The 11,667-nt window shown below is 57.2% G+C and carries 11 protein-coding genes and 1 tRNA gene; 6 read left to right on the top strand and 6 right to left on the bottom strand.

Annotation, left to right across the window (positions count from 1 at the left end; translation table 11 throughout):
- Window positions 1-2: 2 nt before the first annotated feature.
- The gene (gene hpxZ / locus SERRSCBI_RS04120; RefSeq protein ID WP_042783721.1) at window positions 3-392 is read left to right on the top strand and encodes an oxalurate catabolism protein HpxZ; all 390 of its coding nucleotides are present in this window, start codon (window positions 3-5) and stop codon (window positions 390-392) included.
- 48 nt (window positions 393-440) lie between these two features.
- Here hpxZ and SERRSCBI_RS04115 read toward each other — a convergent pair whose 3' ends face one another.
- Window positions 441-1,319 (bottom strand): siderophore-interacting protein, encoded by an 879-nt coding sequence (locus SERRSCBI_RS04115; protein WP_042783720.1) that lies wholly within the window; start codon window positions 1,317-1,319, stop codon window positions 441-443.
- Window positions 1,320-1,546: 227 nt separating this feature from the next.
- Here SERRSCBI_RS04115 and SERRSCBI_RS04110 point away from each other — a divergent pair, with 227 nt between their 5' ends.
- Window positions 1,547-3,787: a TonB-dependent siderophore receptor gene (locus SERRSCBI_RS04110; protein ID WP_042785643.1), complete on the top strand. Its 2,241-nt coding sequence runs from the start codon at window positions 1,547-1,549 to the stop codon at window positions 3,785-3,787.
- Window positions 3,788-3,892: 105 nt separating this feature from the next.
- Here the strand turns inward: SERRSCBI_RS04110 and SERRSCBI_RS04105 are convergent.
- Window positions 3,893-3,969: transfer RNA gene (locus SERRSCBI_RS04105), tRNA-Asp, on the bottom strand.
- Between the two features lie 144 nt (window positions 3,970-4,113).
- Entirely contained in the window at window positions 4,114-4,857 is a 744-nt protein-coding gene (dnaQ, locus tag SERRSCBI_RS04100; protein WP_033641945.1) for a DNA polymerase III subunit epsilon, read from the bottom strand.
- A gap of 72 nt (window positions 4,858-4,929) precedes the next feature.
- Between dnaQ and rnhA the strand changes: the two genes are divergently transcribed.
- Window positions 4,930-5,397, top strand: coding sequence for a ribonuclease HI (gene rnhA, locus SERRSCBI_RS04095; RefSeq protein WP_033641944.1), 468 nt, complete (start codon window positions 4,930-4,932; stop codon window positions 5,395-5,397).
- Here rnhA and SERRSCBI_RS04090 read toward each other — a convergent pair.
- Window positions 5,394-6,113 carry a class I SAM-dependent methyltransferase gene (locus SERRSCBI_RS04090; RefSeq protein WP_042783719.1) on the bottom strand — a complete coding sequence of 240 codons (720 nt, stop codon included), beginning with the start codon at window positions 6,111-6,113 and terminating at the stop codon, window positions 5,394-5,396. The genes rnhA and SERRSCBI_RS04090 overlap by 4 nt on opposite strands.
- Window positions 6,114-6,157: 44 nt before the next feature.
- Here SERRSCBI_RS04090 and gloB point away from each other — a divergent pair, with 44 nt between their 5' ends.
- Both gloB and mltD read left to right on the top strand, forming a co-directional pair.
- Window positions 6,158-6,913 carry a hydroxyacylglutathione hydrolase gene (gene gloB / locus SERRSCBI_RS04085; RefSeq protein WP_042783718.1) on the top strand — a complete coding sequence of 252 codons (756 nt, stop codon included), beginning with the start codon at window positions 6,158-6,160 and terminating at the stop codon, window positions 6,911-6,913.
- A 71-nt stretch (window positions 6,914-6,984) separates the two neighbouring features.
- Entirely contained in the window at window positions 6,985-8,367 is a 1,383-nt protein-coding gene (gene mltD / locus SERRSCBI_RS04080; RefSeq protein WP_033650995.1) for a murein transglycosylase D, read from the top strand.
- A 52-nt stretch (window positions 8,368-8,419) separates the two neighbouring features.
- Here the strand turns inward: mltD and SERRSCBI_RS04075 are convergent, their stop codons facing one another.
- Complete coding sequence (locus SERRSCBI_RS04075) at window positions 8,420-9,214, bottom strand: endonuclease/exonuclease/phosphatase family protein (RefSeq protein ID WP_025160092.1); 795 nt, start codon at window positions 9,212-9,214, stop codon at window positions 8,420-8,422.
- 241 nt (window positions 9,215-9,455) lie between these two features.
- On the bottom strand, window positions 9,456-10,631 hold the full coding sequence (locus tag SERRSCBI_RS04070; protein WP_033650994.1) for an MFS transporter: 1,176 nt from the start codon (window positions 10,629-10,631) through the stop codon (window positions 9,456-9,458).
- Between the two features lie 105 nt (window positions 10,632-10,736).
- Here SERRSCBI_RS04070 and yafC point away from each other — a divergent pair, with 105 nt between their 5' ends.
- Entirely contained in the window at window positions 10,737-11,624 is an 888-nt protein-coding gene (gene yafC, locus SERRSCBI_RS04065) for a DNA-binding transcriptional regulator YafC (protein WP_004930183.1), read from the top strand.
- The last annotated feature ends 43 nt before the right edge of the window (window positions 11,625-11,667 follow it).

Raw genomic sequence — 11,667 nt, 5'->3', positions numbered from 1 at the left:
CAATGAACAGTGAACATATCGCTCGGCCGGCGGTGCTGGCGGAGGTCAACGCCGCCTTTTACCGCTATGAGCAGGCGTTAATCAGCAATGACATCGATGTGCTGGACGAGTTGTTCTGGCACGACGCGCGCACGGTGCGCTATGGCGCCACCGAAAGCCTCTACGGTATCGACGAGATCCGCGATTTTCGTCAACGGCGCCCGGCCAACGGACTGGAGCGGCTGTTGGAAAACACCCAAATCACGACTTTTGGTGAAGATATGGCGGTAGCCAGCACGGAATTTCATCGGCCGGGCAGCAATCGCAGGGGGCGGCAAATGCAAACCTGGGTCAAGCTGCCCTGTGGCTGGCGCATCGTAGCGGCGCACGTCAGCCTGCTCGACGCGCCTTAGGCCTCCAGGCGGTAGAGCCCATGATGAAGGCGCACGGCGGCGGCCGACTCAGCACCAATAGGCCATGAAGTTGACGGTGGAGCGATCCAGATCGCGTTCGCCAATCAGGTAACGCCGCAGCGTTTTCACCGCGGAAGACTCGGCCGCCACCCAGGCATAGAAAGCGTTGCTGCCGGCCGCCCGCTCCCACAACACCTCATCGCTCAGGCTGCTTTCCGCCAGGGACTGCGCTTGCGCACAGGCCGATGCGGGGATATCCACCCGCTGGCGCACCGCTTCCACCAGCAGCGTGCCGTGCGCCAGCTGGCGGCCGACGTCGCGCGGCAGCCAATAAACGTCGGCGAACGGGAAATGCGCCAAATCCAGGCAATCCGCCGCCACCGGCACCTCGAAAAACGCCTGCACCCGCGGCGGATTGGCCTGCTGCGCCAGCTGTTCCAGAATCGCCATCGCCGCCGGCACCGCCGTCTCATCGGCGATCAGCAACGCCTGTTGCAACTGCGCCGGCGGCGCCCATTCGTAACCGCCGCTGTCGCCGTCGAAGTCACCGTTGGGGGCGACCGTTTGAATCGTGTCTCCGGGTTCGGCATGGGTCGCCCAGGCTGAAGCCGGGCCGTTCACGCCATGCAGCACGAACTCGACGTCCATCTGATTCTGCTCGCGGCGCAGCGCACGCAGCGTATAGGTGCGCATTACCGGACGCTGTTCTTTGGGGAGCGCCATGTAATCGCCGTACCAGTCCGGGCCGTTGGCCAACGGCGTGATCTTGCCGTCCGCCGCCGGGAACAGCAGTTTGATGCGCTGGTCAGGCGCTTCCAGCTTCATGCGATGAACATCCGCACCTTCAAACACGCAGCGCAGCAAAGAGGGCGAAATCAGCGTTTTGCTTTTCAGGGTGATATCAAAAATTCTGTAGCTGGCGGACATGTTCTCGACTCTCCGGCAACGGCTGTCGCCTTTACGTATGACCGATCGGCTGCCGTGTTGGCGGCGTGGCCGCGCGATCGCGCAGCGGATAAATGTTAATAAAACTAATTAATTACGTTAATGCATCGCAAAAAATCATATCATGATTTTATTGATAACAAGAAACGTTATTGATAAAAGAAGCATTCTCAAAAAAACGTAACGACAATATCACCTGGGAAATAACGATGAAACGCAAACCTCTTTGGGTATTAAACCCATGTCTGCTGGCGTTGCTTGCGCCGGCGGCCTGGGCAGAAGATCAGAAAAACGGCAGCGAAGAGCAGGTGGTGGTCTCCGCCAGCCGTTCGCACCGCAGCGCGGCGGAAATGGCGCAGACGACATGGGTGATCGAAAGTCAGGAGATCGAACAGCAGGTCCAGGGCGGCAAAGAGATCAAGGACATGTTGGCGCAGCTGATCCCCGGCATGGACGTCAGCGGCCAGGGCCGCACCAACTACGGCATGAATATGCGCGGTCGTTCGATGATGGTGATGATCGACGGCGTACGCCTGAACTCGTCGCGCAGCGACAGCCGCCAGTTGGATTCGATCGACCCGTTCAATATCGACCATATTGAGGTGATTTCCGGCGCGACCGCACTGTACGGCGGCGGCAGCACCGGCGGCCTGATCAATATCGTGACCAAGAAAGGACAGAAAGAGCAGCAGGTCGAATTGCAGGTCGGCGGCAAAACCGGTTTCGGCGGCCATAACGATCACGACGAGAACGTGGCGGCGGCGGTCAGCGGCGGCAACGACAACGCCTCGGGGCGGCTGTCCGTTTCTTACCAGCGTTACGGCGGCTGGTACGACGGCAAAGGCAACGAGGTGCTGATCGACAATACTCAAACCGGCCTGCAGTATTCCAATCGCCTCGATGTGATGGGTACCGGCACCCTCAACATCGACGATCATCAACAGCTGCAGCTGACCACCCAATACTACAAAAGCCAGTCCGACGGCGATCACGGCCTGTTTCTGGGGGAAAACTTCGCGGCGGTGACCGGCAACGCCAAGGCGTACAACAGCGGTAACTTAAACTCCGATCGCATCCCCGGCACCGAGCGCCACCTGATCAACCTGCAATATTCCAACACCGATTTCCTCGGCCAGGATCTGGTGGCGCAGGTCTACTACCGCGACGAAACGTTGACCTTCTACCCCTTCCCAACGCTGGCGGGCAAAGCGCCGAACTATTACGTCAGCAGCATTGGCGCTTCGCAGCAAAAAACCGATTTTTACGGCGGCAAACTGACGTTAAACAGCAAACCTGTCGACGCGCTGACGCTGACTTACGGCATCGACGCCGAGCATGAAAGCTTCAACGCCAACCAGCAGTTCTTCAACCTGGCGAAGGCCCAACAGTCCGGCGGCATGACGCTGGAGAACGCTTACGGCACCGGCCGCTACCCGAGCTATACCACCAGCAACCTGGCGTCGTTCCTGCAGGCCAGTTACGACATCAATCCCATCTTCACCTTGAGCGGCGGCGTGCGTTACCAGTACACCGAAAACAAGATCGACGACTTCGTCGGCTATAACCAGCAGCAGGCGATCGCCACCGGCGCCGCCGCCTCCGCCGACGCCATCCCGGGAGGGAAAACCGACTACAACAATGCGCTGTTCAACGCCGGTCTGTTGGCGCACTTGACCGAGCGTCAGCAAACCTGGTTCAACTTCTCTCAGGGCTTCGAGATCCCGGATCCGGGCAAGTATTACGGCAACGGCACCTACGCGTTGAACGGCGGCCATTACCAGTTGCTGAAGAGCGTCAACGTCGGCGATTCCAAGCTGGAAGGCATCAAGGTCAACGCCTACGAGCTGGGCTGGCGCTATACCGGCGATAACCTGCGCACGCAAATCGCCGCCTACTACTCGTTGTCCGACAAGAGCATAGCCATCAACAAAACCGACATGACCATTAACGTCAATGCGGACAAGCGGCGCATCTATGGGCTGGAAGGTGCGGTGGACTACTTCTTCGAAGACAGCGACTGGAGCGCCGGCACCAACTTCAACTTCATTCGTTCTGAAACCAAGGTCAACGGCGAATGGAAGAAGCTGGTGGTCGATACCGCCAGCCCATCGAAAGTCACCGCTTACGTCGGCTGGGCGCCGGGCGACTGGAATCTGCGCTTGCAGTCGCAGCAAACCTTCGACGTGTCGGACGACGGCGATTACACCAAGGCCAACTCCACCCAAGGCCGCAAAATAGATGGCTACAACACCCTCGATTTCCTCGGCAGCTATGCCCTGCCGGTGGGGAAAGTCAGCTTCAGCGTGGAAAACCTGTTGGACAAGGAGTACACCACCGTTTGGGGCCAACGCGCGCCGATCCTGTACAGCCCGACCTACGGCTCGCCTGAGCTGTACAGCTATAAAGGCCGCGGACGCACCTTCGGTTTGAATTACTCGGTGTTGTTCTGAGGATAAGGGGCCGGTCTGCCGGCCCCGTTCCCTAGGCCGCACCGTTTTGCCGAGAGCGGAAACGACGAAGCCCTGAGTTATCGCTAACTCAGGGCTTCTGAATAGTGGCGGAACGGACGGGGCTCGAACCCGCGACCCCCTGCGTGACAGGCAGGTATTCTAACCAACTGAACTACCGCTCCGCGCCATTCCCTCTTGCGGGGGAACGAGGCGCATATTACGGACGCCTCTCGGTTCCGTCAACGCCTTTTTCTCCGCAAATGAACCGTTTGCACAGTTTTTCAACGAAGGGTCGCCCGGTGCGTTTTTTTCGTGCAAAAACGCCGTTATTCCGCCGGCGCCCCGCGCCACAGGCAGCTGCCGCCCTTCTTCGCCACTAGATCCAGACGCGCCTCGTGCGCCTTTATTTCTTCGTCGCTGGCGTAGACCACTTTCATCGCCGTAGCCGGGCGGACGATACGCTGTATTTCTTGCGCGGCATCGTTTTGCTGGGTGTCGCCTTCCATTTGGAACGCTATCGACGTCTGACCGCCGGTCATCGCCAGATAGACTTCCGCCAGGATCTCGGCATCGAGCAATGCGCCGTGCAGCGTACGCTTGCTGTTGTCAATCTCATAGCGGCTGCACAAGGCATCGAGGTTGTTGCGCTTGCCCGGGAACAGGCGGCGCGCCATCATCAGGCTGTCGGTGATGGTGCAGAAGGTCTCGGTCTTCGGGATCCCCTGCTGCAGCATGCGGAATTCGTGATCCATAAAGCCGATATCGAACGCCGCGTTATGGATCACCAGCTCGCCGCCGCGGATAAAGTCGAGGAATTCGTCGGCAACCTGATCGAAGGTCGGTTTGTCGGCCAGGAAGTCGTCGCTGATGCCGTGTACGCCGTACGCTTCCGGATCCACCAGCCGATCCGGCTTGATGTATACGTGGAAGTTGCGCCCGGTCAGGCGGCGGTTAATCACTTCCACCGCACCGATTTCGATGATGCGGTGCCCTTCGTAGTGCACCCCAAGCTTGTTCATACCGGTGGTTTCGGTATCGAGGACAATCTGTCTGGTGGTTGTAGAGATCATATTGCAGTGCTCACAGCGCTCGTTTATGTCAGACTTGGCTTTTATAAAACTGATAGGAAGAGTCTACCAGAGATGCTCAAACAGGTAGAAATTTTCACCGACGGCTCCTGCCTTGGCAACCCTGGCCCCGGTGGCTACGGCGCGATACTGCGCTATAAGCAGACGGAAAAAACCTTCAGCGAAGGATTTCGTCTGACCACCAATAACCGCATGGAAATGATGGCGGCGATCGTGGCGCTGGAAGCGCTGACGGTGCCTTGCGCCGTGACGCTCAGCACCGACAGCCAGTACGTGCGCCAGGGCATTACCAGCTGGATCCATAACTGGAAGAAACGCGGTTGGAAAACCGCCGACAAAAAACCGGTCAAGAATGTCGATCTGTGGCAGCGGCTGGATCAGGCCATTCAGCGCCACACCGTTAAATGGGAGTGGGTCAAGGGCCACGCCGGCCACCCGGAGAACGAACGCTGCGACGAGCTGGCGCGCGAGGCGGCGGGTAAACCGACGCAAGATGACGTCGGCTACCAACCGGAAGCCTAAGGCAGCTTGCGATAACTCTTGGTCGCGCCCACCGCGCGGCTGAGAGACGGCTTTCTCGCCCCCAGTTTCATCGGCGTGGGCGTCAGCGGCAAAGTGCGCTTGCGCGCCACAATCACGCTCATGCAGCCCAGCGCCGGCAAATGGGTGCATAAAAACTTGCCGCCCTTGCGGTGCCACGGCAGCACGTGAAAACGCGCCTGGTGCAACACCTCGTAATTCAGCAGGCTGAGCCAATCCAACAACCGCATCTGGGTAAACATGCGGCTGACATAGGGCTGACGATGACGCAATCCGGGCACCAGCTTGCCCAATCCCAGCAGGCTGAACGGATTGAAGCTGCTGATAACCAGCCAGCCGTCGTCGATCAACACCCTATCCACCTCACGCAGCATGCGATGCGGATCGTCCGCGTAGGACAGCGTATGCGCCAACAGGCAGGCATCCACCGACTTGGCGGCGAACGGCAGTTGATAGGCGTCGGCGATCACCTGCAGCCCTTCCCCCTCCAGCCCTACGTTGACCTGGTGGGAGATTGCGCATTTATCCGTGGCCAGCTCGGCGCTGAGCATACCCATCTTCAGCAGATGGAAACCGAACAGCTTGGGCCACCAGGGTTGCAACTGCCGCTCGAGCGCTTCACGATAGTACTCCCCCCACGGCAGCTCAGCCCAGGACTGCGGGCCGGTGAGCTTTTGTAGAGTATGGGCTGGTTTCATGATTTATTATCTTCTTTCAAGCCGTTGCCAACGAGAGGTACACCATGAATCTTATCAGCATTCCCGCCTTCCAGGACAATTACATTTGGTTATTGGATGACCGGCAGGGGCGCTGCATTATCGTCGACCCGGGTGAAGCGCGGCCGGTGCTCGAGGCGCTGCAGCGCCTGCAGCTGGCGCCGTCGGCGATCCTGCTGACCCACCACCACCACGATCACGTCGGTGGCGTGGCGCAGATTGTCTCACAATACCCGGGCCTGGCGGTCTACGGGCCGCAGGAAACCGCTGGCAAAGGCGCCAACCACATCGTCCACGACGGCGACACCTTTGATATCGATGGCCGCCAGTACAGGACTATCGCCGTTCCCGGCCATACGCTGGGCCATGTGGCATTCTATAGTGCCCCTTATCTGTTCTGCGGCGACACCATTTTCTCCGCCGGCTGCGGCAGGCTGTTTGAAGGCACCGCAAAACAAATGTACGACTCATTTCAACAACTCGCGCAACTTCCCGATAACACCTTAATTTGCTGCGCGCATGAATATACTCTTTCAAATCTTAAGTTTGCGCGGGCTATTTTGCCGGAAGATCGAGAGATTGAAACATATCAACAACATGTTGAAGCGTTAAGGGCAAAAGGCCAAGCTAGCGTGCCGACCACGTTGCAATTAGAGCGCAAAATTAACCTGTTTTTACGTTGCCATGACGCTGATTTACAAAAGAAATTAGGCTTTAATTCACCACCGGAAAGCCTTCATTCAGTTTTTTCCGAATTACGCCTGCGGAAAGATAACTTCTAAGCTTTTAGTTGTGTTATTTGGCGAAGCAAAGTATTATTGCTCGTCTTTTAAGCAACTACATTGACACACACATGAAGGCTAAAGCGATATTTCTCGCCTCGGTCTTGCTAGTGGGTTGCCAGTCGTCCAGGCAGGACGCACCGGCGCCAGAACAGCATGCACAGAGTTTGTCTTCGGCTGGTCAAGATGGTGAAGCAGGAGAGTACACAGGAAATGGCCGAGCGAGCTCGGCGCGGTGGTTGGATAACAACAGTCCCGCCGCGCAACAGGACCTGTGGAACTTCATTAGCGACGAGCTGAAGATGGAGGTTCCGGAAAATTCCCGGATCCGTGATCAGAAAAGAAAGTACTTAAAAAGTAAGAGCTATCTCCACGATGTAACATTACGGGCAGAGCCGTACATGTACTGGATAGTCGGGCAGATTAAGAAACGTAATATGCCGATGGAACTGGTACTGCTACCCATAGTGGAGAGCGCTTTTGACCCACACGCCACGTCAAGTGCCAACGCCGCAGGGCTATGGCAAATCGTGCCGCAAACGGGTCGCAATTATGGTTTGAAAAACAATCAGTGGTATGACGGTCGACGCGATGTCGTCGCCTCGACAACCGCTGCGCTTAACATGATGCAGCGCTTGAACCGCATGTTTAACGGCGACTGGTTACTGACCGTAGCTGCCTATAACAGTGGTGAAGGCCGCGTGATGCAAGCGGTGAAGGCAAACAAACGCCAGGGTAAGCCAACCAATTTCTGGGCATTGTCGCTTCCGCGTGAAACGTCAATCTATGTCCCGAAAATGCTGGCGCTGAGCGACATCATCAAGAACAGCAAGAAGTACGGCGTGAAACTCCCGAAAACGGATGAAACCCGTGCGCTGGCTCGTATCGATGTCGGGCAGCAGATCCAGCTGACTCAGGCGGCTGAGATGGCTGGGCTTTCAGTCACCAAGATGAAAGCGTATAACCCAGGCTACAAAAAAGGCGTTACGGCACCCAACGGGCCCCATTACATCATGGTTCCCAAAGGGCATGCCGATCAGCTGAAAGACTCGCTGGCCGATGGCCAGATCGCCGTGACTCAGCCAACGACGCAGTTGGCGAAGAACAGCGGTTTGTCCGGTGGCAGTTCGTATAAAGTTCGCTCCGGCGACACCTTATCGGCCATAGCCAAGCGGCTGAACGTTAAGACCAGCGATTTGCAGAGTTGGAACAACTTACGCGCCAAGAGCGCCTTAAAAGTTGGGCAAACCCTGCAAGTGGCCAGCAATACTGGCAGTAACAGCAGTATCACCTACCAGGTTCGTAAAGGTGATTCGCTCGCCAGTATCGCACGTCGTCACGGCGTCGATATTAACGACGTGATGCGTTGGAATTCAACGCTCGCCAAAGGCAACCTGCAGCCAGGTCTGAAGCTGACCCTGTTTGTCGGCAACAAGATGACGCCGGATACTTAAATGTTCGGCACAAAAAAAGCACCCTTCGGGGTGCTTTTTTATTAGCTGCGATTCACCATACCGGCGAGTCTTTCTCCGGATGAAACTCCACCAACAGCGGGTTGTGATCCGACGCGCTGGTCACCAGCACCGACGCCTCCACCACTCCCAGATTGCGGTAAAATACGAAATCCAGTGGACGACCGAAGGCCTTGCGGCGATGGTCGTCGGTGAAACTCACCTCGCGCAGCGCCATCTCTCCGGCAAAGTCATACAGCGCATTGATGCGCTTGCGGCTCCAGGCGTTGAAATCCCCTGCCATAATCACCGGCCCCCGGTGACTGGCGATCTGTTCGCCTATCGGCCCCAACTGCTTGCTGTAGACGTCGACACCCAGGCTAAAGTTCACCGCATGGATGTTCACCACCATCAACAGTTCGCCGTTGTACAGCGGATAAACGGTGATCAAGGCCGACTTGGAAAGCCGCAGCAGCGGCTCTCGCTCGCGCAGCGGGCAACAGTAAACAGGATGAGCGGCAGCCAGCGTCATCACGCCGGAAGGGTGCTGCGGCAGCACAAAGGCCGGCACCTGATCGGCCGCCAGATAGTTGGCGGTAGCGTAGCTCACCAACTCTGGCGTGGTTTGCGCCTCTTGCAATAATACCAGCTGCGCGTCTTTACCATGGTTTTTCAGCACCGAAAGCCAGTCGGCTCGCTGCTGTTTGAAAATATTCCATACCATGACGCGCAGGGCGCCGGTCGTCGGCAGCGCCGCCCCTGGCGGCAACGGCTGGTTAACGGCACCAGGAAAGATTCGCTCAACTGGCTGACCTGCAACATACCTCATTGCATAAGTTCGTTTCGGCACGCGATTCGCCTATTACCCATTAACATGAAAACTGGCGATGAACACTCGCCAACGATGAATTGATTATACGCCTACCCTGCATAGAGGGCATGGCTTTTGCGGGCATCACCTTTTCAGTTATAGGGGCCGCCTGCAGCGATTTCAATCTTCTGACGGTATAGCTGTGTAAAGGTGAGGGGTAATAGGTGAAAAATGCGAAAAGGCCCGCAAAATGCGGGCCAGGCAGCAAGGGTTTTACGTATTAAGCCGTTTGCAGCTGAGACTTTTTATCCAGGCGACCGCTGAAGCTAACCAGCAACAATGCAACCACCACGATCAACGCGCCAATCCAGGGGGTCTGCGCCAGCCCCAGTGAGGCAACGGTCTGGCCGCCAATCACCGAGCCGAGCGCAATGCCGATGTTGAACGCCGCGATGTTGAGACCGGACGCCACATCCACCGCATTTGGTGTGTATTGCGCGGCTTTCTGCACCACATACACCTGCAGCCCCGGCACGTTGCCGAAAGCGAACACGCCCATCACAATCACCGTCAGCAAAGCGGCAATACTGTGGCTGGCGGTAAACTGGAACACCAGCAACAAAACGGCCAGCGCGGCAAAGATAAAGCTCAGCGCACGCACGGCCCCATGACGATCGGCCAGCTTGCCTCCCCAGATGTTACCCACCGCCACCGCGACGCCATAAGCCAACAGTATCCAGCTCACGGTCGGAGCAGAGAAGCCGGCCAGTTCCTGCATCATCGGCGCAAGGAAGGTAAAGGTCGTGAAGACCCCGCCGTACCCCAATGCGGTAATCGCGTAAATCAGCAGCAGACGAGGATGAGTCAGCACTTTCAGCTGTTCACGCACGCCGGCGCTGCCCTGGTTCTTGATATTGCTCGGTACCAGAATAACGCTGGCCAGCGTGGCGACAGCGCCAATCAGAGAAACGGCCAGGAAGGTCTCACGCCAGCCAAACTGCTGGCCGATGAACGTCCCCAGCGGTACGCCGGTCACCAACGCCACCGTCAGGCCACCAAACATGATGGCGATGGCGGAGGCCGCCTTCTCTTTCGCCACCAGGCTAGTGGCGATAGTGGAGCCGATAGAGAAGAACACGCCGTGCGCCAGACCGGTCAACAACCGAGCCACTACCAGCGATTCATAGCTGGGTGACTGCCAGGCCAGCAGGTTGCCGAGAGTGAACAGCACCATCAGGCCAACCAGCAGCAGTTTGCGCGGTATGCGGCTGGTCAGGGCCGTCAGCACCGGCGCGCCAATGGCCACGCCGAGGGCATAGATAGTCACCAGCAATCCAGCGGACGGTACGGTCACCCCAAGCTGCTCCGCGATAGTCGGGATCAACCCGACAATCACGAACTCGGTCGTGCCGATAGCAAAAGCGCTGATGGTTAAGGCAAGTAATGCGAGTGGCATTTTTTACTCCGAAATAGCATTCAAGTTGATGACGGCTATTATCGGCCTATGCTTAAATGATAAAAATGCTCAAAATTTCAAATTAACTTTGCTATAGGAGCAAAAATGAAAGCAAACTCTGACGAGTTGATCACCTTTGTCACCGTCGTAGAAAGCGGCAGCTTCAGCCGGGCGGCCGAACGCCTGGAACAAGCGAACTCCGTAGTCAGCCGAACGGTGAAAAAACTGGAAAGCAAACTGGGCGTAACGTTGCTCAACCGCACCACGCGCCAAATCAGCCTGACTCAGGAAGGAGAGAATTACTTTCGCCAGGTGCAGAAGGTACTGAACGACATGGCCGCGGCGGAAAATGCGCTGATGGAAAGCCGCCAGCGCCCGCAAGGCCTGCTGCGCGTCGATGCGGCAACGCCGGTGGTGCTGCATATGCTGACGCCTTTAGTGGCCGAGTTCCGCGAACGTTATCCAGAAATGTCGTTATCGCTGGTGTCTTCGGAAAACTTTATCAATCTGATCGAGCGAAAAGTGGATATCGCGATCCGCGTAGGCGAGCTGACCGATTCTACGCTGAAAGCACGCAAACTGATGACCAGCTACCGACATGTGCTCGCCTCCCCCGCTTATCTGGCTCAGCACGGCACGCCACTAACGGTAGAAGATCTTGCACATCACTGCTGTATCGGTTTTAACGACCTGCCCAGCTTGAACCGCTGGCCACTGGCTTGCTCAGATGGCAGCCAGTTGGAAATCACCCCCGGTTTGACCACCAATAGTGGAGAAACCCAGCGCCATCTCTGTCTGCATGGCAACGGTATTGCCTGCCTGTCGGACTTTATGAGCGACGAAGATATCAAACGTGGAGATTTGGTCCCGATTCTGGTGGAAGCGACACTGCCGGTCGCCATGCCGATCAACGCGGTTTACTACAGCGACAGCGCCGTCAGCAACCGTCTGCGCAGCTTTATTGATTTTGTGAGTGAATACCTGAAACGATAAAAAAGGCGCCCCGATGGACGCCTTATGCTGACTACGGCGAGGA

Origin of the sequence: Serratia sp. SCBI, assembly GCF_000747565.1 — a bacterium.
GTDB classification, from domain to species: Bacteria; Pseudomonadota; Gammaproteobacteria; order Enterobacterales; family Enterobacteriaceae; genus Serratia; species Serratia ureilytica.
The sequence above is the reverse complement of the archived record's forward strand: the minus strand, read 5'-3'. Positions and strand labels throughout refer to the sequence as shown.